Raw genomic sequence first — 22,643 nt, 5'->3', positions numbered from 1 at the left:
AGAAATTCAGCAATCCTTCCCCCGAACATGCACTCGGATCACCCCTTCGGCGAATCAAAAAAAGTTAAGTGGCCATCTTCGCCGCTGATGGATTCCCAGGTGTCGTTATCAAAAGTGATGAGGGCTACGGCGCAGGTTGGCAAATCGCGGTACTGGCCGGTAAGGTAATATAATACCTGGCTGATGCCGGGGTTATGGCCTACAATACCAATGAAATCATATTCGTTTGGCAGTCCGTTAATCACTTTTACCCAGGTGTATTCGTTGGCTTCGTAAATTCTTTTATCGGTGCCGGCATTGGGTAGCTGCAGTTGCGCGGTAAAAATATCGGCTGTGGTTTGCGTACGCAGCGCCGGGCTGGTTACTATTATTTGCGGTATGATGGATTGCCCTTTCAGTATCGACGCCATGAGCACGGCGTCCTCCTTGCCCACCTGCTTTAATGGTCGGTCAAAATCAGCGTAGCCACTTTCATGTGTGGCTTTGGCATGGCGGATGAGCAGCAATTTTTTCATAACAAAACGGATTTTCCGGGTATTTTAAGTTTGGTTTATTAAGTATTAACGTTGCTTTTTGTTTGTTGTTTTGCAGTAGAAATGTTAAAAAACAAAGCCTACGGAAGCACCGAAAACATGGTTTTTGAACGTGTTACCAGCCTGATCTGGCGCTATGTTTGACAGGCCCAGATCGTAATTCAGATTGAAGAGCAGCCCGCCTTTAAGTTTGATGCCCGCGATGGCACCTGCACCATATTCGTCCGATCTGATATCGCCGTTATCGCCAAACGTGATTTTATCGCTGCTGGCAATGACGGTATGTGTACCATTATTATTGTTGTCGGCCGATAGTTTTTTTCGGCCATAAACACCCATGCCCACAAATGGGCCGGCCCCGACATAAAATTCACCCACCACGAAAGGCACATGATAAACTAAATTAACCGGAACCTGTACATAATATAAATTGTACTTTGTACTAACCTGGCTTACAGATCCATTTGGAAGCGTCCCGGTAAAGCCATTAAACGTACCGCCTTTGCCGGTAAAATTAACAGCCGGCTGCAATGAAAAATGCCCAAGTTTAACATCAACAAAAACGCCGAAGTTAAAAGATGTTATAGAGCCGCTGTTGGCTATTGTGTTGGTGCCGGCAACTACATTGGCCTGCGTGCCCGATGCCTGCATGGTTGAAAAATTTACACCGCCCTTAATGCCAATAGATGGCAGTTGCGCGAAGGCGGCTAATGACGAGCAGGATAAAAGCAGGAAATATAAAAGTATTTTCATTGGGACATCCTTAGGTTGCCGGTAAGCAAATGTAAATAATTTGGTGATTTGACGTTACGTCTTATTTACAAATCCGACGATATCATCCTCAGGCATATTATTCATGCATTTAAAATGCCCCAGCGGGCATTTCTCCAACCCGAATTTTGAGCATGGGCGGCAATCCAGGTCGATGCCGGCAACCAGTACATCTTTAACCATATAGGGCTGTACGCCAAGCAGCTCGGGTACGGTGCCGCCCCAAACAGATACAATGGGTTTGTTAAAAGCTTCGGCAATGTGGGTAAGGCCGGTGTCAAAACCTATGATACTTTCGGCTTTGGATACCAGGTAAACCGATTCGTCTAGAGTGGTTACCCCGCAGGCATTATAGATATGAGTACCGATGGCAGCGGCGACGATATCGCCGTTAGCTTTAACATCATTACCGCCCAATAGCACAACAGGCAATTTAAGCTGACTGCAAATACTGATGATTTTTTCATTCGGCATCCGTTTGGTGAAATGCGTGGCGCCTATGACAAAGGCGATATAGCCGTTTTGATGCGACGGGGGAAGTAGTTTACTTAGCTGGTGCTCGGCTTTAACGTAGTAATCAATGGGCTGGCCATCGTTGGTAACGCCCAATGGTTTTGCGGCTTCCAGGTACCTGTCAACCAGGTGGGTAGGGGCGATAAGCTTTAGTTTAAATTTTAAGCTGAGCCATTTCCTTATGGGTTGCTTTTTGTAGGTTGTGGCTTTTATGCCCGTGCGCAGTTTAATAATTGCGGTGCGCAGGTTGTTATGTAAATCGACAATATGATCGTATTTTTCGGCCTTAATGTCGTTAATAGTATCTGAAAGAGAAGGCTTTAACAGCAGTAGTTTATCAACATAGGGATTGTTGTCATAAATATACTTAAACGCCGGTTTGGTTAAAAAATGTACTTCGGCATCAGGAACCTGCTTTTTAATACAACGTACAATGGGGGTTGTATATATAATATCACCCATCGAACTAAAGCGGATTACCAGTATCTTCATGATGTTGCTGCCGTATCAGGAAATTTGGTTCCTGATTTTGTTGATTATCGACGTTGAGGAATAGCCTTCTACAAAATTAATGGTTTTAACCTCGCCGCCATTGGCAATCACTTCTTTTGATCCAACTATATTTTCTACCGAATAATCGGCGCCTTTCACCAAATAGTCGGGTAGTAGGGTACTGATTAAATTTAGCGGTGTATCTTCCTCAAACACAACTATGCCATCTACAAAAAACAATGCCGCTAATATTGCTGCGCGGCTATTTTGGTCGTTAACCGGCCTGCTTTCGCCCTTGATGCGTCTCACAGAGCTATCGGCATTAAGCCCGATGATCAGTTTATCGCCCAGTTCGGCAGCTTTGGCCAGGTAGGTAATGTGGCCAATATGCAGTAAATCGAACACGCCATTGGTAAATACCACTTTTTTTCCTTCGCTTTGCCAGCTTTGTACCAGGGTCTTAAGCGATGCCAAATCGTTAATTTTTCCGGTAAGTGTTTTTTCAAGGTCGATTCTCATTATCTTGTTTTTGGGTAGAGGGTATGTTGTGTCTTTATATTTTTTAATCAAACATGTTATCAACCGCCTGGCACATGATATGGCCTATCAGGATATGCATTTCCTGGATGCGGGCCGTGGTATTTGATGGTACAACAATGTTTAAATCGCAATTGCCATTCATTTTACCGCCATCCCTGCCCGATAACCCTAAAGTTTTGCAGCCATATTGCGCAGCAGTTTCAAAGGCATTTAAAATTCCCTGGCTATTGCCGCTGGTAGATATGCCAATAAACAGGTCGCCTGGTTTGGCATATGCCTCAACCTGGCGTGCAAATACCCTATCGTAATGGTAATCATTGGCAATAGCCGTTATAGCCGAAGTGTCGACGGTTAAAGCAATCCCAGGAAAAGCTTTTCGTTCCTTTACAAACCGGCCGGTTAATTCGGCCGCAAGGTGCTGTGCGTCTGCCGCACTGCCTCCATTACCGGCAAATAATACCTTGTTGCCATTTTTTAAAGTAGTGGTCATCATTTCACAGGCTGTTTCAATATCACCCTGCAGGGTGTCAATTACCCGTTGTATCGTATTTTGATGATCTATAAGCTCTTTTAAAACCATTTTATAGTTTTGGGTTTTGTGTTGTCAGTTTGGAATTTTTTTTTTGAACTCGTTTTACCTTCTTCAAAAAAAGTTTTCTGCTTTAAGCCTTCGCCTTTTAGCTCATTCCCATATCTTCAATAATTTCGTCGATAGTTGTTGTGGCGCTGCCTACGTGGCGTATCACTATTGCTGCCGCGTGGTTTGCTAACTCACATGCTTCTTCAACAGATAATCCGGAGGCGATAAAATAGGTCATGGTTGCCAAAACCGTATCACCGGCACCGGTTACGTCAAACACTTCGGTGGCTTTTACAGGCAAGGCTGTGTACTCCGTTTCGCTTAATATCACCATCCCTTCTTCCGATAGAGTAACCACGATGTATTCAGAGCCCGTTTGTCCAAAAATAACTTTCGATGCCTCCTGCAGGCTTTCAATCGAATTTATCTTTTCTACTTTAGCTGCTTCGGCCAGTTCCTTACGGTTTGGTTTGATAATAAATGCACCTTTATACTTTTCGTAATTGAGTCCCTTCGGGTCAATTACCACTTTTTTACCCTGCTTGGTAGCCTCGATGATAACTCTTTGGGTTAACGATGGCGAAAAAAGGCCTTTGTTGTAATCAGACAATATTACCATATCGGCCTGTTCAATATATTTGCCTAATTTGCCAATCAATTCATCTTCAATAGCTGGAGAAACGGTATCTGTTACCTCCCTATCCACCCGCACCAGTTGGTGACTGCCTGCCAATACCCTGGTTTTAACCGTAGTGGGGCGGCTGCTATCCTTAATAATGCTAAGTGTTTGTACCCCTTCGTTAGCCAGGATATCAAATACCTGTATTGCTGCAGCATCATCACCAATTACGCCGGCTACAGAAACGCCGGCGCCAAGGGATACCAGGTTTTGCACTACGTTACCGGCACCGCCAAGGGTGTAGGTTTCTTTTTTTACGTTCACAATGGGCACCGGAGCCTCTGGCGAAAGCCTTGTGGCTCCGCCTATTATATAATGGTCAACCATCAAATCTCCTATAACGAGTATTTTCGGTTTTGCACCTGATGACTGTATAGCGTGTACTTTATCCTTTAAATTCATTTGTTCATTAGTTCATTTCGCTGCGCTGTCATTGGTCATTCGCTTCGCTTGTCATTGGTCATTCGCTTCGCTTGTCATTGGTCATTCGCTTCGCTGTCATTGGTCAATTGGCTTTTGCGTTTTGCCTTTCACCTTTTACCTTTCGCCTCTCTTCTTATCAAAGGCTTTTGTAATCTCTGGTAACGATAACGCATTTAGGCACATTTCCTTATATAAGCCGCCTTTTCGTGCTGCCAAAATACCGTAATGCATATCCAGGTGGCCTTCCAGGCGGTGGGCATCCGGATTGATGGATAGCATAACACCTTTTTCAAGGGCGTATTGGTGCCAGCGCCAATCGAGGTCGAGCCTTAGCGGGTTGGCGTTTATTTCAATTACCACATTGTTGGCGGCACAGGCGTCAATTACCTTTTTATAATCAATAGGGTAGCCCTTGCGGCTTAATAGCAACCTGCCGGTAGGGTGGCCCAATATGGTGGTGTATGGATTTTCAATGGCTGTTATCAGCCTCGATGTAGCCTTGGCCTCATCCATTTTTAATATAGAGTGCACCGATGCTACGATAAAATCGAATTTTTTCAATATCTCATCCGGGTAATCCAATGAGCCATCGTACAAAATATCCGATTCGATACCTTTAAATATATGAAAGCCATCCAGCTTTTTGTTCAGGTGGTCAATTTCTTCCTGTTGTTGCAGTACGCGTTCAATGGTCAGGCCTTTGGCATAAAAGGCGCTTTTACTGTGGTCGCACATACCCAGGTATTCCAGTTTCAGGGTATCCCGGCAGTATAAGGCCATTTCTTCAACCGTGTTTACACCATCGCTCCAGGTACTGTGATTATGCAGGCTGCCTTTTAAATCGTGCCAGTTTATAAGTACCGGCAGCGTGTTTGTTTCGGCCTTTTCAATAAACATGGTGCCTTCGCGTAGTTCGGGCTGCATCCAGGCCAGGCCGGCTTTGGTGTATATGAGTTCTTCAGTCTCGGGCTGTTGAAGCGGGGTATTAATGCGGTCTAAAACGGCCTGTACATGATCGTCGGTACCGGTATTTTTAAATAGCTCTAAATAGTAATCACCTTTTTCTACACAAACAATATCAACCAGCAAGCCGTTCTTCAACTCGCCCGAAATATGATTTTCATTCTCAGCTATATTTTGCAATATGTCCGATGCTAAAAAAGCATCGTAGGCAATCTTTTGGTCAATACTGCCAATCACAATCACAATTTCGGTAATGATTTCATTTAGCCTCCTGAATTCACCGGCGAAATGCTTTAAGGCACCCGGGAAAACAGCTTTTACCATGTCCATCAGCTCGTTAGCTTCTTTTTCAACCTGGGCAAACAGGAACTTGCCGTTACTGGCCATCCTGAATTCAATAGCCTTACGGATCTCTTCCTGTGTTTTCAGCCCGAAGCCTTTGGCCTCAATCAGGCGGTTTTCGTTACAGGCGTAAAAAAGTTCCCCCGTGTTTTCAATCCCCAGCTCCTTCCATATAATAGCAACTTTTTTGGGGCCGATGCCTTTAATGTGCATCATCTCTACCACGCCCTCTGGGGTTTGGGCAAGCATTTCTTCCATTTCGGCCATAGTACCGGTTTCAAAAAGCTCGATGATTTTGCCGGCTATGCTTTTGCCAATGCCGTCAACCTTTTCCAGTTCGGCCAGTGTTTTACCGGCAATAGGGAAGGGGAGCTTATCAACCTTAAAAGCAGCATTAGCTATCGACTTAATTTTAAAAGGGTTAACCTCATGTAACTCCATGAGTTGCGATAGTAATCGAAGTTTGCGGGCTATGGGTTTGTTTTCCATAATTAAATTGAGCGGTAAAAATACAAAAAGCCATTGTAAAGACAGTGTTGCGGGATGGTTTGTTTTGGGCATTGAATTTATAAATAAACCAATACCTGTTTTTCGGGCGGATACGGACCTATTTAAAATAAATTTGCCTTGGAGCGATGGTTCATGAAGTATGGAAAACTTTGTAAGTTTGGGTTGCAATGAATTTGAACTAACGCCAGTCCCTCATTGCGCGATGGGACACGACATTATTAATAGTCAGATAATTTCAGATACCATGCCCGATTACAATCAAATCCTTTACGCCACCGAAGTACATTCTGTTGAAGGAATTAAGCAATATTTCAGTGACAGAGGAAATCCAAACGAAGTTAATGGCGGCGTGCCACTTTTTACCACGATGGTAGAGATGTATTACCGCAGCCCCCAATTTAAAGATTGTATCCGGGCATTTATTGATGCCGGTTTGGAGTTTGAAGATCAGGCGCTTTTGGCCGTACTGGCGCATGATGCCGAAAAGTTAGAATCGTGTATTATTGACGATCCACAAATAACTGTTAAAACATATGCAATACACAAAAATACCTATACACCGCTTACCGGCGCAACTTTAATGCATTACTGCGCCGAATATAATAGCCTTGCCTGCGCCCAGGTACTGTTGCAGCACGGGGCTGACTTAAACGCCAGTGCAGCCGTTGACGAATATGGTTTTGGCGGCCATACACCAATATTCCATACTGTAAACCAAAACGGCAATAGCTCAATTGATATGCTCCACTTCCTGCTGCAAAATGGTGCCGATTTATCAATCACGGTTAAAGGACTTATTTGGGGGAAAGGGTATGAGTGGGAAACGCTGATGCCCGCCGTTAACCCGTTAAGTTACGCTATGATGGGCTTGCTGCCACAGGTTCACCGTAAAGAGGTTACGGTAATGGAAACAGTAAGTTTGTTATTGAAACATGCTTACGGGATTGATTACTTGCCAAATAATGTACCGAATGTTTATTTAAAAAGGGGATAGGCTTAAAGTATATGGTACACATTGTTGGATTTGGTAATTTTGTGATATAATTTAGAAAAATGAAAATTGCCATAGCTTCGCCACCAATGCCGGCATCTATTAAAGAGGGATTGCAACAGGCCGAATTTTTGATCCAGGAAGCTGCAAATCAACAGGCCGAGATCATCTGTTTTCCCGAATCCTATCTCCCGGGTTACCCTGCTGAAGAATTTGGGGTAGAAACAAGTTCGCCCGAAAAAATGCGTTTGGCTTTAGAAGAAGTAAGCGCCATGGCGGCAAAAAATTCAATAGCTATTATTATGCCCATGGATTGGTATACCATTGGTGGTGTTTTAAATGTAGCCCATGTAATATCAAAAACAGGCGAAATTTTAGGCTATCAAACCAAAAATCAGTTAGATCCATCTGAAGATAACATCTGGATACCCGGAACGGAGCGCCATATTTTTGAAGTAAATGGTGTTAAGTTTGGTATCACCATATGTCATGAAGGTTTCCGCTACCCCGAATCTGTACGGTGGGCAGCCCGCAATGATGCTAAAATTGTATTTCATCCGCATTGCACAGGCAGCAATGTGCAGGGAGTTGAGCTTACCGAGTGGGGCAGCAAGGATAATCCCTACTATGAAAAGGCCATTATGCTAAGGGCGATGGAAAATACCATCTATTTTGCCAGTTCGAACTACGCGTTTAAATACCCGGATTCGGCCAGCTGTATAATTGCGCCGGATGGCACATGCATAGCTCACGAAACCTACGGTAAAATCGGTGTGATTATAACCGATATTGATCCTGGTTTAGCTACAGGCCTGTTGGCCAGGAGGTTTAAGCCACAGCTCTACATTTAAGAATACTTCCAGTATACAATATAGCACTATTGCCAATAGTGTTTTCGTTGCCCCAAAATGTCTTCTGGTAATTCTACCTAAAAAAGCAAGCATTTATACGCGATGCAAAACAGGTAATAACACGTTCGCGTTTGCGTGAATCTCCTGATAGATTTTTTTCGGCGCCTGCCGACTTTAGCCTCTGATTAAACAATAAAGAAATTTTGTTTCAATCAGCTAAAATTTATTTATTAAAAATCTATCCACATGAAAAAAATCTATTTATTACAGTTACTGGCGGTTGTTGTATTGGCAATAACTTCTTGCGGTAAAGACGGAGCAGTAGGCCCTGCCGGGCCTGCAGGTACACAAGGTGCAGCCGGTGCTGCCGGGGCAGTTGGCGCAACAGGTGCCGATGGAACCAAAATTTACTCGGGTACAACGGCCCCGGCTACAACGCTTGGTATCAATGGCGATTTTTACATTAATACCGCAACCAGCGGCTTCTACGGCCCAAAAACAGCTGCCGGCTGGGGTTCGCCTTTTAGTTTAAAGGGTGCTACCGGGGCTACTGGTGCCACCGGTGCAACTGGCGCTGCCGGCGCCGACGGCTCGACCATTAAAAGCGGCAATGTTGCACCAAGTGCGGCTGTAGGTGCCAATGGCGATTATTACCTGAACACTGCCACCTACTTATTTTATGGGCCAAAAATTGGCGGTACATGGCCGGCCCCAATTAACCTGAAAGGGCCTAAAGGCGATCCCGGTACTGCAAATGTTATTTACTCTGATTGGTTTACACCGTCATCGTATGTGAAAACAACCGTTTTTAGTACAAGCACGTTTACTTTCGACGTAGCCGAACCCAAAATAACACAGGATATATTAGATAAAGGCGTTGTTGTGGTTTATGGCAAATTAAATGGCTACAACCCGGTAATTTGGCCAACAGACCAGGTAGCTCAATTGCCCATCGTAATTAACTACTTAAGCGGTACCACTCCCGAAATTGATACCTGGTCGGGCCTTTATAGCCTTGGCAATGTACAAATCAGTATGAAAAACAATAACAATGTGTATGGCAGCATTTCAAATGCTCATAGTTACAGGTACGTGATTATACCTGGCGGAGTACACATAGCTGCTGTTAAACTGAAAAATTATAATGAATTGAAAGCGGCGTTGCATATTCGGGATTAAATCGTTCCTGTTTATCAGCTTTTTAAACCACTGTATGAAGATGCTTATCTTTCATATGGTGGTTTTTGTTCAATTAGGTCATTTATATTATCCCGGTGATACACGATTTATAAATCCTGATAATCCGTTCGCCAATAGCTTTGGTATCTGTAGTTGCTGGTAGGGAAGACTTAATGATAATATCGTTATCTGCAATTGTTTCACCCTCAATATTTATGAAAAGATTACCGGCGTTTATGCCATCGATCCCTATTTTAAAATAGAGCGTTTCAAAGGCTTTAACCGTTTTTAGCTTGCTGTGAATAAAAGCAGGCCATTCCTTAAGTTTTTGGTCGCGAAGATTTTTGTCTTGTACCTTAAAAAGATGGAAGTTCTTTATCACTTCGTCTCCTAAAATCGTTGCATCAGTTGGGAACTTCAATACAGAACATTTTTCCTGTTCGTAGTAAATTCCCGCGTTGTTTTTATACAGTGGCGCAATAATAATTTTTTTCTCCTGTTCAGAAATATATAACGAAACGCGCTTTACGTGATTGTTATTGATAGATTTTTTGTTGAAAAAGGCTAACATCCAATAAAATTAATAAAAAAAGCCACCCTTTCGGGCAGCTCTTCTTTCAAAATATAACATAAAACTTACTTGATCACAATTTCATAAGGCAACCTGGCCTGTGGGCTGCGCATTATTTGGGTAAGGCCTTTTAATTGTTCGTACACGCGGTAATTATCACCTAATTCTGATTTTAGCATTTTAGTTTTCATCTGGCCGGTTACATCACTATCCAGCTGTTTAAAAAAGCTTTTTTGCTCGGGGTAGCTTACCAGGTTATAGTTTTTAAGTTTGGCCTTTTTAGCAGCCGAAGCAATAGCATCGTTAATATTGCCTAAGCGGTCAACCAATCCAATTTTTATGGCTTGCGCACCGGTCCAAACGCGGCCCTGCCCAATGCTGTTGATGTAGGCTTGTGTTTTGCCGCGGCCTGCCGCTACTGCTTTGGTAAAATCGTCATAACCATGGTTCACGTTGTTTTGCAGTATTGCCCTTTCTTCTGGAGTTAATGGCCGGCTCACGTCGCCCAGGTCAGCATATTTTCCGGTTTTTACACCGTCAAAAGTAACGCCCAGCTTGTCATTAAACAGCTTTTGCATGTTAGGCAACACGGCAAAAATACCAATTGAGCCGGTTATGGTATTAGGTTCGGCAAATATCGAATCGGCGGCGCAACTGATATAGTAGCCACCCGAGGCGGCATAGTCGCCCATCGAAACAATAATAGGTTTTACTTTTTTGGTAAGCGCAACTTCGCGCCATATCACATCAGATGCTAACGAGCTGCCGCCGGGCGAGTTAACGCGTAATACAACAGCCTTTACTTTATTATCTAAACGTACTTTACGGATTGCTTTTGAAATTCTTTCAGATCCGATGCTGTTATCATCGCCCTGGCCGCCGGTAATGTCGCCGCTGGCATAAACAATAGCTATGCGGTTTTTTGACGAATTATCGTCATCTGTGTTATCGTCGGTTTTGCTTTTGGTATATTCGTCAAGATCAACGCTGGCAATATCTTCTTTTTTGCCTTTGCCTGTACGCTGCCTAAGTTCATCTAAAAGCTCGTCCTTATATTTTAAACCATCTATCAGCTTCAGTTTCAATGCGTCTTCGGGGAATTGAATGCGGCCATTATTTGCATAATTAAACAACGAATCTTTATTAATGCCACGGCTTGTGCTGATGCCTGTTAAAAAATGATTGTATAACGATCCCAAATAGGAGGTAACCTGCAAACGGTTTGGTTCGCTCATTTTGGTGAGGAATAACGGCTCAACCGCGCTTTTGTAGGTGCCTACTTTAATAATTTGTACATCGATACCCAATTTATCAAGCGCGCCTTTCAGGAAAGTGATCTGTTGGCTAAAACCGGTAAATTCAAAAATGCCTTTGGGGTTCATGTATACTTTATCGGCAACCGATGCCAGGTAGTAAAAGCCCTGGGTGTAAATTTCTGAATAGGCAATAACAAACTTACCCGATTTTTTAAAGTTGATTAACGCGTTACGGATTTCTTCGGTGGTGGCCTGGCCCGATGTCATATAGCTTTCGTCTAAAAAGATACCTTTGATGTTGGGGTCGGTTTTTGCTTTTTTAATGTTGGCCAAAATATCATTTAAGCCGGTTGATTTATCGCTGTTTAATCCCAAAAAGCTTAACCCGGCAAGCGGGTTATTTGGTGTACGCTCGGTTATTGGTGTGGTAAACGCCATGTGCAATACCGAGTTGGGTTCAACTTCTACCTCTTTTTCGCTGCTGGCGGCAACTATTATACCTACAATCACAAAAGCCAGTACCACTGTTGTTAATACTACCCCCAGCATGGTGGCAAAAACGAATTTGAAGAATTGTTTCATTAATGTTATAAATCTGTTTAACTATGCAAACTTAGTAATTCAATACCGTATAGTGGTAAGAGCCTGTTCTATAATATTTGTTACAACATGATTGATGTTTTTTTACTTTTGGGCAGCAACCTTGGCAATAGAAAATTGCTGCTGAATGAGGCAATTGAGCGCATTGAAGCTGCTGTAGCGCCGGTATTACAGGCTTCATCAGTTTATGAAACACAATCATGGGGCAAAACAGATGCTCCCGATTATTTGAACCAGGTGCTGCTGCTGCAAACTGATTTAACAGCGCGGGAAGTGCTCGGGAAAATATTGGCAATTGAGCTGTTAATGGGACGCAGGCGCGAAGAAAAATGGGGCTCGCGGACGATTGATATTGATATTTTGTTTTACGGCGATGCCATTATTGATGAGCCCGATTTGAAAATACCGCACCCTGAAATGCATAAACGGAGGTTTACCTTAGCGCCTTTGGCCGAACTGGTGCCTGAATTTGAACACCCCCTAATAAAAAAAAATATTTTGCAGCTAAAAAATGAACTTATTGATGACTTGGTCGTAAAAAAAGTATAATTTTGAATATTCATAAATCTTTATATGTCAGATATTTCACCCGAACAAGACTTTGATCTTTCTTTCCTATATGAAATTGCCGATGGCAGCGATGAATTTATTGTGGAATCAATTGGTATGTTTCTGGAGCAAACACCTCAATTATTGGGTATGATAACTGTTGCCCTTGAATCGGGCGACTGGGCTGAAGCCGGTAAAGCATCGCATAAATTGAAACCCAATCTTGGCTTTTTTGGTATGCCGATAAGCCAGGCTACTATCCAGGAAGTTGAATTGGCTTGTAAAGCAGGCGGCCAAAACCCGGCAGAAATTTTTGCCAAATTTAACCAGGTAAAAGCAACTGTTAATGCTAATTTGATTACCCTGCAGCAAATTAAAGCCGAAAAAGAAGCCAGTCTTTAAGGAGGTAAAAGGTTAAAGGCGAAAGGTAAAAGGTTTTTTGCTTAAAATATAAAAGGGGCCATCCTTAAAAGGGTGGCCTCTTTGCATTCTATGTCCTTATAAATTGAACAAAAAAAGAGGCTACCTCTCTGTGAGATAGCCTCTTTTTATATTTTAGAGTGTTAAAGCCTTTCGCCTTTTATAGAGTTGTTAAAACCTTTCGCCTTTAACCTTTTTCCTTTCACCTTTTCCGTCAAAAACTAAACTTCTACTACCTTAAAAGTATAGCTTTCCATAATAAGGTTGGCCAATAAGTTTTTGCAGGCTTCGTCTACTTTGTTGTGTGCTGTTTCGGCGCTGTCGGCTTCAAGTTCAAGGGTGATATGCTTGCCAATACGTACGTTTTGAATTTCGGCTAAACCGAGGTTTTTCATGCTTCCTGTTACTGCTTTTCCTTGCGGGTCAAGAATTTCTTTTTTGGGCATTACGTCAATTTCAGCCTGGAACTTTGTCATTAGTTATTTTAGTTTGAATTAAAGATAAGGTGATGTACATAAATATAACCACCGGAACTGCCACAAATTTAAAAAATAGAATCAGTATTGCCGAAAACATGAGCAGTAAATAACGGAAAATGTTTTTATTGAAGTCGCGGTTCTTGAATTTAAGCGACATCAGCGGCAATTCGGACACCAGCAGGGTACACATGATAACTATCAGTACAGTTAACGTATACGGATTTAGGATAAAACGGGCCAAAACCTCGTACTGTTCAATAATTAATGGCAGCGATGCTATAAATATAGCATTGGCAGGTGTTGGCAAACCAATAAAGCTATCTGATTGACGGGTATCATTATTGAATTTGGCCAGGCGCAAAGCCGAAAACACAGTTATTAAAAACGCAACGTAACACAAATAGTCGCTTACGTGATTAATTTGCGGAGCCTTTAAAAACAGCTCATACAATATAGCCGACGGCAAAAAGCCAAAGCTTACCATATCGGCCAACGAATCCAGATCTTTACCTATAAACGAGTAGGAGTTAAGTACCCTGGATGCAAAGCCATCAAAAAAATCAAAAATGGCGGCAAGAAAAATAGCGTAGGAAGCAATTAATAAATTACCCTGAAAGGCAAACACTATCCCTATACAGCCGCTAAACAGGTTGGCGCAGGTTATGGTATTGGGCAGGTGTTTTCTAACGCGTCTCTTCATTTTGTGTTACGAAGTTATCAGGATTTTATTAAGTAATAATGAAGTTACAAATAATATTTACATTAAATATAACTTCATTACCACTAAAATATTACGAATTCATCGAAATCAGGAATTCTTCGTTTGTTTTGGTACCCCTTATTTGTGCCTGTAAAAACTCCATTGATTCTTGCGAGTTCATGTCGGCCAGGTGGTTACGCAATATCCAGATGCGTTGCAGTGTTTCGCGATCAAGCAACAGATCGTCGCGGCGGGTACTTGATGCAGTGATGTCGATAGCAGGGAAAATACGTTTGTTTGAAAGTTTACGATCCAACTGTAACTCCATGTTACCGGTACCTTTAAACTCTTCAAAAATAACCTCATCCATTTTTGATCCGGTTTCTGTAAGCGCAGTAGCGATGATGGTTAATGAACCGCCATCTTCAATATTACGGGCCGCGCCAAAAAAGCGTTTTGGTTTGTGTAATGCGTTGGCATCAACACCACCCGATAGTATTTTACCGGATGCCGGTGCTACAGTGTTATAAGCACGGGCCAGGCGGGTAATTGAATCTAAAAGGATTACCACATCATGACCACATTCTACCATACGCTTTGCTTTCTCCAAAACAATATTGGCAATTTTCACGTGGCGCTCGGCAGGCTCATCAAATGTTGATGATACCACCTCGGCGCGTACGCTGCGGGCCATATCGGTTACCTCTTCGGGGCGCTCGTCAATCAGTAAAATAATCAGGTAAACTTCGGGGTGGTTACGGGCAATAGCATTGGCCACATCCTTTAATAACATGGTTTTACCTGTTTTAGGCTGCGCCACGATTAACCCACGCTGACCTTTACCGATAGGCGAGAACAAATCCATAATACGGGTTGAATAATTACCCGGATCGGTAAACAAACTCAGTTTCTCGGATGGGAAAAGCGGTGTTAAGTGATCAAAAGGAACGCGGTCACGAACTTCGGCAGGTATACGGCCGTTAATAGCTTCAACACGTACCAAAGGAAAGTATTTTTCGCCTTCTTTTGGTGGACGGATGCTACCGCGAACGGTATCACCTGTTTTTAAGCCGAAAAGTTTTATTTGCGATTGTGATACGTAAATATCATCGGGAGAAGTAAGGTAGTTATAATCAGACGATCTTAAAAAGCCATAACCATCGGGCATAATTTCCAATACACCTTCGTTTACAATAACATTGTCAAAATCAAGGTTTATTGGTGGCTCCTGGGCTTTTTGCTGGTTAGGGTTGCCATTTGGCTGGCGCCTGTCAAATTTTTGCGGGCGGCCTTCGGCCACAACGGCTTCGGGTTTTGGTGCCGATTCTCCGGGTTGGTTATCAGGGGTTTCGCCTGTTACGGGCGCCGGCAGGGTTGTATCATTAACAGCATCTGCGTTGTTTTGATCGTCCTCTTCCTGGTCAAACAGGTTGGTATCGTCCAAAGGCACTTCAACACGGGGCTGCGTTTTTGGTTTTAACACGCGGGTACGTTTGCGTGTTTTTTCACCGGCTTCTTCGGCTACAGGCTCGGCTGTAATTGGTGCATAATTTTGTTCAACAATGTTCTGTTGTACCCTTGCGGCCTCAATTAATTGTTGTTGTTCAATAATACGTGCAATTAGCTGAGCTTTACGTAGTTCGTCGGCCTCAGCAATACCTAAATTTTTTGCAATTTCGCGCAACTCTGAAACGAGTTTGTCGTTCAATTCGATTTTATCAGACATGATATGAATTATAGTTCAAAGGGATTTTTAATATCGTAAATAGTTTTCAAATGGTTATAAAACTTCCATGTGCATTTTGGCTTATACGTTGTTACACACGGGGTGTTATAGTAAGAAATTGATCTTGAAGCATTGATTAAATAAACATCCAAACCCACTCAAAACATTAGTTAATAAATATTGTGGGGTTTTAAATTGTTTCTTTGGTGCAAGAAAAAATTCAAAGGAAAACGATGCAATTGTAAACAATTATTTCTTAATATCAAATTAATTAAATAAATATCTCCACTGGTATAACGTTTAAGCTAAATTTTTAGTTTTTTTGCCATCCGAATATTTAACCCCTCCCTATGATATCGCGCAGGCAGCTAATAGACCAGATCAAGCAAAAAAAATCCTTTTTATGTGTAGGCCTTGATACCGACATTGATAAGATACCCGAATTTTTAAAGGAATATCCCGATCCCATCCTTGAGTTTAATAAACGCATTATTGACGCCACTAAAGACCTTTGCATATCCTACAAACCCAATGCCGCTTTTTACGAGGCGCGGGGTATAAAAGGCCTGCAAAGCCTGATAGATACCTGGAAATACCTGCCAACAGATACCTTAAATATAATAGATGCTAAAAGGGGCGATATCGGTAACACATCTGATAAATACGCCACGGCCTTTTTTAATGAAGAAGCATCGGGTATGAGCTTCGATGCTATCACCATCACCCCTTATATGGGTAATGACAGCGTTACGCCATACCTTAAATATGATGGCAAATGGATTATTATCCTGGCGCTCACATCATCGGTAGGCAGTAAGGATTTTCAGTACCTGGAAACCGGCGACGGTTATTTGTACGAAACCGTAATCCAAAAAGCCAATACCTGGGCAGGGGCTGATAGGATCATGTATGTGGTAGGTGCCACCAAAAGCACCGAATTTACCAACATTCGCAAATACGCGCCAGATAACTTCCTGCTGGTACCAGGCGTAGGTGCACAAGGGGGCAGCCTGGAAGAAGTTTGCAAATACGGCATTACCAAAGATTGCGGCCTGATTGTAAATGCGTCCCGCTCCATCATCTATGCGGGCAACGATGAAAACTTTGCCGAAGCCGCCCGCGCCGAAGCATTACGCATGCAGCAGCAAATGGAGGTGGAATTGGAGAAGGCGGGAGTTATTTAGATAGTATCAAGTAGTTAGTATCAAGTAGCAAGATTTTTAAGTGAATGGTTAGTGGTTGATCAGGTTAAGCTTCGGGTAAATAAAAGGGCATTGGTTCGGCTTCTTTTTCATGTTTATTGCCGAAGTTGATTTTTGATAACACGGTTTCGAGGGCCGGCAGCGTATTGTTGAGGTGTTTTGTTTTGATGAGGAAATTCCACACCGGTTCAAATTTTTTCCAGCCGCCGGCATAAAAAAAGTGTTTGAGCTTGTGCGTATGCGATTGGTGCCGAATGCTGGCCTTGAAGATGTTATTCCACTTATAAAATTCTTTATAGGCCCACCAATAGCCATCTTCCAGCTCTTGCGCGCTTAGCCCAATAGTTTGGTAAACCACTTTTCTGGTATCATACAAATCCCAGTTTTTGGTAATTATCCTTCCCTGTCTTTCCATGCTTTTAAACAATTCGGTACCCGGGTAAGGGGTTAACACATGATAGGTTGATGTAGTAATAGAATGTTTTACGCCCCAATCAACCGTTCGCTTGAAAACATCTTTGTCATCATCATCCAACCCAAAAACAAAACTGCCATTTATCATGATGCCAAGGCTGTGGAGCCTGTTTACGGCTTTTACATAATCTTTTTCGAGGTTTTGCTTTTTATTACTTTGTTTAAGGTTTTGCGGCGAAAATGTTTCGAAACCTACAAATAAACTCCTTAACCCGGCTTCGGCAGCCTTTTCAACAAGGTTTCCCCTTAATATCGAATCTACAGTTGCGGCCCCCTGGAAAACGCGGTTCATGCCCTTCATCCCCTCAAAAAGGGCTCCCGAAAACTTGGTGTTTCCTAATAAGTGATCGTCTAAAAAATATAAATGCCTGCCCGGTAGCCGGTCAATTTCGGCAAGGGCATCGTCAACCTCCTGGGTATAAAAAGTACGGCCTCCTTCAAAAAAAGCATCCTTATAACAAAAGCTGCAATGATGCGGGCAGCCCCTGGTAACTACAATGGAGTTGGGTACAAGGTACAAGTGCCTTTTGATGAGGTCCCGGCGGATGGGCGGAACCTTTTCTAAGGTGCGGATGGTTGAATTATATATTTTTTGAGGACAGCGATTTTTAAAATCTAACAAAAACTTGGGGAATGTATCTTCTCCCGGTCCTGTAAAAATACTGTCGGCATGCGGTGCGGCTTCAAACGGCAGCGAGGTAACGTGCAGGCCGCCAAGAATAACGTAGGCTCCTTTTGCGCGGTAATGGTCGGCAATTTTGTAGGCGCGGTAAGCATTGGTGATATACACCTGTATAACCACCAGGTCGGGGTTATCATCTAAATTAAGTTTCTCTACATGTTGATCCTGCAAATCTATTTCATCATCGGGGGATAGGTATGCAGCCAGCGTGGCCAAACCTAAAGGAGGAAACAGGGAATATTTTATCGGCCTCCAAAACGGACTTTCGGCTTCGGTTAAGGCTGGAAGGATCATTTTAACTTTCATAGATAGTGAAATAAAAGTACTTTGATGTACAAAGTAAATGAATTGAATTTAATTAAACAAACAATCTGTGTTATAAATTTGGTGTGCAGCCTAAATTGCACGATACATCAATTTAGTGTTAACCATGTTAAAATATAATATATTGATTATTAAATAATTACAAATATTTTATCTGAAATGTGTTAAGTTATGTTAACCCAATTAGATACGTTTGTCTTGCCTTGATCCTTGCGTCTTGATTCTTCTTATCGCAAAAATTCCTAACTTACCGCCTCGTAAGTTGACGCTATGAAAAAAACACTACTCTCGCTTTTTGCGCTATCCTGTGCGTTGTATGCTACTGCTCAAACAAAACCATTTAAACCAGCCGATTTTTATAAAATTCCTACAGTAAGTGACCCGCAGCTTTCGCCCGATGGCAAATGGGTGGCCTACAGCGTATCTGAAGTTGATACGGCCAAGGACAAGCGGGTATCGCACCTGTGGATGCAAAGCTGGGACGGTAAGGAATCAATAGAGTTAACGCATGGCGACGAAGCAGCTTCGGTGCCGCGATGGTCGCCGGATGGCAAGTATTTGTCGTTTGTTTCGTCCCGCGATTCAAAAAAGGGCGGCCAGATTTGGCTGATGGACAGGCGCGGAGGCGAAGGCGTGAAGCTGACAGACATTAAAGGCGATGTGGGCGAATATGCCTGGTCGCCGGATGGTAAAAAACTGGCAATTGTTATTGGCGACCCTGAAAATAAAGGTAAAGAAGAGCCCAAAACGCCTAAACCCATTGTTATCGACCGTTATCATTTTAAACAGGATATAGAAGGCTACCTGCAGCACCTGCACAAGCATTTGTACCTGTTTGATGTTGCAGCAAAAAAGCTTGATACCTTAACCAAGGGAGATAAGGATGAAAGCTCGCCGGTATGGTCGCCGGATGGCAAAACGATTGCCTTTGTGAGCAACCGCAGTGCAGACCCGGATAAAAATGAGAACACAGATATTTTTACCATTGATGCCCGGCCGAATGCCAGCATGCTCCAGATTACTTCGTGGAAAGGCCCTGATACAAACCCACAATGGAGCCCTGACGGCAAACTAATCGCTTTTTTGCGCTCTACCAGTGATGCCGATTATATGATGTACGATCAAAATATGTTGTGCACCATGGATGTGGTTGGCTCCAATAAAAAGATACTAACGCAGCAACTTGACCGCCCGGTTACCGACCTGGCATGGGCAAAAGACAGTAAAAACATATCCTTTTTAGTTGTTGACGACCGTGAGCGATACGTTGCCAGTGTGAACGTAAACAATGGTAAAATAAGTACGGTTAATAAAGGCACCTACAGCATTACAGATATAAACACCAACCTAAGCGGCAATTGGGTTGTTCAAAAAACCGATCCTTATACTCCTGCTGAGTTATTCGCGTTGGAAGGTGGCAAGCTGCGCCGCTTAACCTTCCATCAGCAAGCCTGGTTATCCAATGTTAAACTGGCCCATGTAGAAGGTTTTGAATCTGCCAGCGCAGATGGTACTTTGGTTAACGGTATTGTTTTAACACCCGATAGTAATGCCAAAAAGTTACCTTTTATTTTATTTATACACGGCGGCCCTGTTGGGCAGGATGAATATGCCTTTGATGCCGTACGCCAGGTTTTGGCCTGTGCGGGTTATGCCGTTGCCGGTGTAAATTATAGGGGAAGTAACGGCCGTGGCCTTGATTATTGCAAAGCCATTTATGCCGATTGGGGCAACAAAGAAGTAAAAGACCTGCTGGGCGCAGTTGACAAACTGGAAAAATTGGGAATTGCCGATCCCGACCATTTAGGTATAGGTGGCTGGAGCTACGGCGGTATCCTTACCGATTACACCATCGCATCTGATACCCGCTTTAAAGCTGCGGCCAGCGGCGCCGGCAGTGCCTTGCAATTAGCAGTTTATGGCAGCGATCAGTATGTTTTACAATATGAAAACGAAATTGGTGTGCCCTGGAAAAATGCCGATAAGTGGATTGCCTTATCGTACCCATTTTTTCATGCTGATAAAATCAAAACTCCTGTATTATATATGTCCGGTTTGAAGGACTTCAATGTACCAACAATCGGCAGCGAACAGATGTACCAGGCTCTGCGGTCGCAAGGGATACCTACGGAGTTAATACTTTATCCAAACTCGTTCCATGGCATCACCAAGCCAAGCTACCAGGTTGACAGGCTGCAGCGGTATGTGGATTGGTATGATAAGTATTTGAAGAAGTAAATGTCATTTATACATTGGGTAATTTGCTAAAACTATTGATTCTTGTTCCATTGCTATGAATAAAAATGTACTAATGTTTGTCGCCATATTTGCTTTTACAGGCGTCGCGGCACAAACGGCAAAGCGCCCTTTAAAACCGTCTGACGTAAATAATATTCCCACACTTGCCGATCCGCAATTATCGCCCGATGGTAGGTGGCTGGCTTATAGCGTTTCGGACGTGGATACGGCAAAAGATAACCGGGTATCGCATTTGTGGATGCAAAGTGTTGACGGCAAGCAGTCTATTCAACTCACTTATGGTGCCGAACCGGCTTCTTCACCAAAATGGACGCCGGATGGTAAATTTTTGTCATTTGTATCAGCGCGCGAATCAAAAAACGGCGGACAGATTTGGCTGATGGACCGCAGGGGAGGTGAGGGGCATAAACTAACAGACCTAAAAAAGGGCAGCCTGGAAGATTATGCATGGTCGCCGGATAGTAAAAAGCTGGCGCTGGTAATTAAAGATCCTGAGTATGATGGTAAGGAACAAAAAACAATCCCGCCTATAAAGATTGACCGCTACCATTTTAAACAGGACATTGATGGGTACCTGCAGCACCGGCACACGCATTTGTACCTGTATGATATTGAAAGCAAAAAGCTGGATACATTGACTACTGGTAACAGAGATGATCAATCGCCGGTGTGGAGCCCGGATGGCAAATACATCGCTTTTGTAAGCAACCATACGAATGATCCCGATAGGAACGAAAATTCGGATATTTTTACAGTTGAGGCCAAAGATGATGGCGAGATTAAGCAGCTTACTACTTTTACCGGTCACGATATTCAGCCGCTTTGGAGCCCGGATGGTAAGCACATTGCCTACCTGCGATCGACGAGTGATGCCGACTATTATATTTACCAGCATGATTTGTTGTGCATGATGGATGCCGACGGCAAAAATAACCGGGTACTTACCGAAGCACTGGACAGGCCTGTAAGCAATGTGGCGTGGAGCCGCGATAGCAAAAATATTGGTTACCTGGTTAGCAACGACCGTATCAGGTATTTGGCGCAATACAACTTGTTGCTCCGCAAATCAACTACAGTATATAAAGGCACCGAGTGCAGTTTTGAAAACGTTATTGGCGCAGCGCCTGGCGTGTGGATTGCTAAAATGACTACTCCCTATATGCCTCATGAACTTGTTGCTATCGAAAACGGAAAAATCAGGCGGCTCACCTTTCACCAGGACAAGTGGCTAAGTGGGGTAAAACTGGCTCACGTAAAAGGTTTTCAATCTTTTAGTGCCGATGGTACGCTGGTATCGGGAATTTTATATACCCCCGATAGCGTAGTAAATAAAAAGCTGCCATTCATCCTGTACATCCACGGCGGCCCTACTGACCAGGACGAGTTTGAGTTTGATATGATCCGTCAAACTTTAGCTTCGGCAGGATATGCAGTCGCCGCGGTTAATTACCGGGGCAGCACAGGCCGCGGGCTGGAATATACCAAAGCCATTTATGCCGATTGGGGTAATAAAGAAGTTCAGGATTTGTTAGGCGCGGTAGACGAACTGGTGAAGTTTGGCATAGCCGACCGTGACCGGTTAGGTATAGGTGGTTGGAGCTACGGTGGTATTTTGACCGATTACACCATAGCAACCGATCCGCGCTTTAAAGCTGCATCGAGCGGGGCGGGCAGCGCTATGCAACTGGCCATTTACGGCAGCGACCAATGGGTTGTGCAATATGACAATGAATTGGGTGCACCCTGGAAAAACCCGGAAAAATATATCAAGTTATCGTATCCGTTTTTCCATGCAGATAAAATTAAAACGCCTACGCAGTTTATGTCGGGACTGAAGGATTTTAATGTACCAACCGGTGGCACCGAGCAAATGTACCAGGCGCTTAAATCGCAGGGCGTGCCTGCTCAAATGGTGCTTTACCCCGGCCAGTTTCACGGTATCACCATACCAAGCTACCAGGTGGATAGACTGCAGCGTTATATTGATTGGTATGATAAGTATTTGAAAGGCTCCCCAGCCCCTTAACGGAGATT

The 22,643-nt window shown here is 43.3% G+C and carries 21 protein-coding genes; 8 read left to right on the top strand and 13 right to left on the bottom strand.

The features are described 5' to 3' along the window. Positions 1–38: 38 nt before the first annotated feature. The 7 genes from ACFGVS_RS09610 to ACFGVS_RS09580 form a co-directional block, all read right to left on the bottom strand. Positions 39–515: a SixA phosphatase family protein gene (locus ACFGVS_RS09610; RefSeq protein WP_439698446.1), complete on the bottom strand. Its 477-nt coding sequence runs from the start codon at positions 513–515 to the stop codon at positions 39–41. 84 nt (positions 516–599) lie between these two features. Then, positions 600–1,286: a porin family protein gene (locus ACFGVS_RS09605; RefSeq protein WP_439698445.1), complete on the bottom strand. Its 687-nt coding sequence runs from the start codon at positions 1,284–1,286 to the stop codon at positions 600–602. Between the two features lie 54 nt (positions 1,287–1,340). Further along, a complete protein-coding gene (locus tag ACFGVS_RS09600; protein ID WP_439698444.1) occupies positions 1,341–2,309 on the bottom strand; it encodes a glycosyltransferase family 9 protein in 969 nt (322 codons plus the stop codon). 15 nt (positions 2,310–2,324) lie between these two features. After that, a complete protein-coding gene (gene rfaE2 / locus ACFGVS_RS09595; protein WP_439698443.1) occupies positions 2,325–2,828 on the bottom strand; it encodes a D-glycero-beta-D-manno-heptose 1-phosphate adenylyltransferase in 504 nt (167 codons plus the stop codon). Between the two features lie 43 nt (positions 2,829–2,871). Then, positions 2,872–3,429 carry a D-sedoheptulose 7-phosphate isomerase gene (locus ACFGVS_RS09590; protein WP_090646025.1) on the bottom strand — a complete coding sequence of 186 codons (558 nt, stop codon included), beginning with the start codon at positions 3,427–3,429 and terminating at the stop codon, positions 2,872–2,874. A gap of 97 nt (positions 3,430–3,526) precedes the next feature. Beyond that, the gene (gene rfaE1 / locus ACFGVS_RS09585; protein WP_439698442.1) at positions 3,527–4,510 is read right to left on the bottom strand and encodes a D-glycero-beta-D-manno-heptose-7-phosphate kinase; all 984 of its coding nucleotides are present in this window, start codon (positions 4,508–4,510) and stop codon (positions 3,527–3,529) included. A 135-nt stretch (positions 4,511–4,645) separates the two neighbouring features. Then, positions 4,646–6,325: a helix-hairpin-helix domain-containing protein gene (locus tag ACFGVS_RS09580; RefSeq protein ID WP_439698441.1), complete on the bottom strand. Its 1,680-nt coding sequence runs from the start codon at positions 6,323–6,325 to the stop codon at positions 4,646–4,648. A gap of 265 nt (positions 6,326–6,590) precedes the next feature. Between ACFGVS_RS09580 and ACFGVS_RS09575 the strand changes: the two genes are divergently transcribed. The 3 genes from ACFGVS_RS09575 to ACFGVS_RS09565 all read left to right on the top strand — a co-directional run bounded on the left by ACFGVS_RS09575 (position 6,591) and on the right by ACFGVS_RS09565 (position 9,367). Continuing rightward, positions 6,591–7,340, top strand: a complete 750-nt coding sequence (locus ACFGVS_RS09575) for an ankyrin repeat domain-containing protein (RefSeq protein WP_274212652.1) — start codon at positions 6,591–6,593, stop codon at positions 7,338–7,340. 59 nt (positions 7,341–7,399) lie between these two features. Then, positions 7,400–8,188, top strand: coding sequence for a carbon-nitrogen hydrolase family protein (locus ACFGVS_RS09570; RefSeq protein ID WP_274212653.1), 789 nt, complete (start codon positions 7,400–7,402; stop codon positions 8,186–8,188). A gap of 246 nt (positions 8,189–8,434) precedes the next feature. Beyond that, positions 8,435–9,367 (top strand): hypothetical protein, encoded by a 933-nt coding sequence (locus ACFGVS_RS09565; RefSeq protein WP_439698440.1) that lies wholly within the window; start codon positions 8,435–8,437, stop codon positions 9,365–9,367. Between the two features lie 82 nt (positions 9,368–9,449). Here ACFGVS_RS09565 and ACFGVS_RS09560 read toward each other — a convergent pair whose 3' ends face one another. Beyond that, positions 9,450–9,938: a hypothetical protein gene (locus ACFGVS_RS09560; protein ID WP_274212655.1), complete on the bottom strand. Its 489-nt coding sequence runs from the start codon at positions 9,936–9,938 to the stop codon at positions 9,450–9,452. Between the two features lie 65 nt (positions 9,939–10,003). After that, a complete protein-coding gene (gene sppA / locus ACFGVS_RS09555; RefSeq protein ID WP_439698439.1) occupies positions 10,004–11,776 on the bottom strand; it encodes a signal peptide peptidase SppA in 1,773 nt (590 codons plus the stop codon). Positions 11,777–11,863: 87 nt separating this feature from the next. Here sppA and folK point away from each other — a divergent pair, with 87 nt between their 5' ends. Next, the gene (folK, locus tag ACFGVS_RS09550) at positions 11,864–12,343 is read left to right on the top strand and encodes a 2-amino-4-hydroxy-6-hydroxymethyldihydropteridine diphosphokinase (protein ID WP_090646060.1); all 480 of its coding nucleotides are present in this window, start codon (positions 11,864–11,866) and stop codon (positions 12,341–12,343) included. A gap of 24 nt (positions 12,344–12,367) precedes the next feature. Next, positions 12,368–12,745 (top strand): Hpt domain-containing protein, encoded by a 378-nt coding sequence (locus ACFGVS_RS09545; protein ID WP_090646064.1) that lies wholly within the window; start codon positions 12,368–12,370, stop codon positions 12,743–12,745. A 239-nt stretch (positions 12,746–12,984) separates the two neighbouring features. On the opposite strand, the gene purS is transcribed toward ACFGVS_RS09545, so the two are convergent. The 3 genes from purS to rho form a co-directional block, all read right to left on the bottom strand. Then, the gene (purS, locus tag ACFGVS_RS09540; protein WP_274212660.1) at positions 12,985–13,239 is read right to left on the bottom strand and encodes a phosphoribosylformylglycinamidine synthase subunit PurS; all 255 of its coding nucleotides are present in this window, start codon (positions 13,237–13,239) and stop codon (positions 12,985–12,987) included. After that, a complete protein-coding gene (pssA, locus tag ACFGVS_RS09535; RefSeq protein WP_439698438.1) occupies positions 13,220–13,942 on the bottom strand; it encodes a CDP-diacylglycerol--serine O-phosphatidyltransferase in 723 nt (240 codons plus the stop codon). Before pssA ends, purS begins: the two co-directional genes overlap by 20 nt. A gap of 91 nt (positions 13,943–14,033) precedes the next feature. Then, on the bottom strand, positions 14,034–15,668 hold the full coding sequence (gene rho / locus ACFGVS_RS09530) for a transcription termination factor Rho (protein ID WP_090646078.1): 1,635 nt from the start codon (positions 15,666–15,668) through the stop codon (positions 14,034–14,036). A 353-nt stretch (positions 15,669–16,021) separates the two neighbouring features. Between rho and pyrF the strand changes: the two genes are divergently transcribed. Next, the gene (gene pyrF / locus ACFGVS_RS09525) at positions 16,022–16,852 is read left to right on the top strand and encodes an orotidine-5'-phosphate decarboxylase (RefSeq protein ID WP_439699240.1); all 831 of its coding nucleotides are present in this window, start codon (positions 16,022–16,024) and stop codon (positions 16,850–16,852) included. A gap of 64 nt (positions 16,853–16,916) precedes the next feature. Here the strand turns inward: pyrF and ACFGVS_RS09520 are convergent, their stop codons facing one another. Then, positions 16,917–18,332 (bottom strand): B12-binding domain-containing radical SAM protein, encoded by a 1,416-nt coding sequence (locus ACFGVS_RS09520; protein ID WP_090646087.1) that lies wholly within the window; start codon positions 18,330–18,332, stop codon positions 16,917–16,919. Positions 18,333–18,620: 288 nt separating this feature from the next. On the opposite strand from ACFGVS_RS09520, the gene ACFGVS_RS09515 reads away from it, so the two are divergent. Both ACFGVS_RS09515 and ACFGVS_RS09510 read left to right on the top strand, forming a co-directional pair. Beyond that, positions 18,621–20,588 (top strand): prolyl oligopeptidase family serine peptidase, encoded by a 1,968-nt coding sequence (locus ACFGVS_RS09515; protein ID WP_439698437.1) that lies wholly within the window; start codon positions 18,621–18,623, stop codon positions 20,586–20,588. Positions 20,589–20,643: 55 nt separating this feature from the next. Next, a complete protein-coding gene (locus ACFGVS_RS09510; RefSeq protein WP_439698436.1) occupies positions 20,644–22,635 on the top strand; it encodes a prolyl oligopeptidase family serine peptidase in 1,992 nt (663 codons plus the stop codon). Positions 22,636–22,643 lie beyond the last annotated feature (8 nt).

The sequence above is a fragment of the Mucilaginibacter sediminis genome, assembly GCF_051903035.1.
In the GTDB taxonomy this organism is placed as follows: domain Bacteria; phylum Bacteroidota; class Bacteroidia; order Sphingobacteriales; family Sphingobacteriaceae; genus Mucilaginibacter.
This window is presented reverse-complemented; position numbering and strand designations above follow the sequence as displayed.

Coding starts and splice junctions, on each gene's coding strand:
- rfaE2 (WP_439698443.1), bottom strand. CDS start 2,828: ATGAGAATCGACCTTGAAAAAACACTTACCGGAAAAATTAACGATTTG.
- ACFGVS_RS09545 (WP_090646064.1), top strand. CDS start 12,368: ATGTCAGATATTTCACCCGAACAAGACTTTGATCTTTCTTTCCTATAT.
- ACFGVS_RS09570 (WP_274212653.1), top strand. CDS start 7,400: ATGAAAATTGCCATAGCTTCGCCACCAATGCCGGCATCTATTAAAGAG.
- folK (WP_090646060.1), top strand. CDS start 11,864: ATGATTGATGTTTTTTTACTTTTGGGCAGCAACCTTGGCAATAGAAAA.
- ACFGVS_RS09605 (WP_439698445.1), bottom strand. CDS start 1,286: ATGAAAATACTTTTATATTTCCTGCTTTTATCCTGCTCGTCATTAGCC.
- ACFGVS_RS09560 (WP_274212655.1), bottom strand. CDS start 9,938: ATGTTAGCCTTTTTCAACAAAAAATCTATCAATAACAATCACGTAAAG.
- ACFGVS_RS09510 (WP_439698436.1), top strand. CDS start 20,644: ATGAATAAAAATGTACTAATGTTTGTCGCCATATTTGCTTTTACAGGC.
- ACFGVS_RS09580 (WP_439698441.1), bottom strand. CDS start 6,325: ATGGAAAACAAACCCATAGCCCGCAAACTTCGATTACTATCGCAACTC.
- pssA (WP_439698438.1), bottom strand. CDS start 13,942: ATGAAGAGACGCGTTAGAAAACACCTGCCCAATACCATAACCTGCGCC.
- rho (WP_090646078.1), bottom strand. CDS start 15,668: ATGTCTGATAAAATCGAATTGAACGACAAACTCGTTTCAGAGTTGCGC.
- sppA (WP_439698439.1), bottom strand. CDS start 11,776: ATGAAACAATTCTTCAAATTCGTTTTTGCCACCATGCTGGGGGTAGTA.
- ACFGVS_RS09600 (WP_439698444.1), bottom strand. CDS start 2,309: ATGAAGATACTGGTAATCCGCTTTAGTTCGATGGGTGATATTATATAT.
- purS (WP_274212660.1), bottom strand. CDS start 13,239: ATGACAAAGTTCCAGGCTGAAATTGACGTAATGCCCAAAAAAGAAATT.
- rfaE1 (WP_439698442.1), bottom strand. CDS start 4,510: ATGAATTTAAAGGATAAAGTACACGCTATACAGTCATCAGGTGCAAAA.
- ACFGVS_RS09590 (WP_090646025.1), bottom strand. CDS start 3,429: ATGGTTTTAAAAGAGCTTATAGATCATCAAAATACGATACAACGGGTA.
- ACFGVS_RS09565 (WP_439698440.1), top strand. CDS start 8,435: ATGAAAAAAATCTATTTATTACAGTTACTGGCGGTTGTTGTATTGGCA.
- ACFGVS_RS09575 (WP_274212652.1), top strand. CDS start 6,591: ATGCCCGATTACAATCAAATCCTTTACGCCACCGAAGTACATTCTGTT.
- ACFGVS_RS09515 (WP_439698437.1), top strand. CDS start 18,621: ATGAAAAAAACACTACTCTCGCTTTTTGCGCTATCCTGTGCGTTGTAT.
- ACFGVS_RS09520 (WP_090646087.1), bottom strand. CDS start 18,332: ATGAAAGTTAAAATGATCCTTCCAGCCTTAACCGAAGCCGAAAGTCCG.
- ACFGVS_RS09610 (WP_439698446.1), bottom strand. CDS start 515: ATGAAAAAATTGCTGCTCATCCGCCATGCCAAAGCCACACATGAAAGT.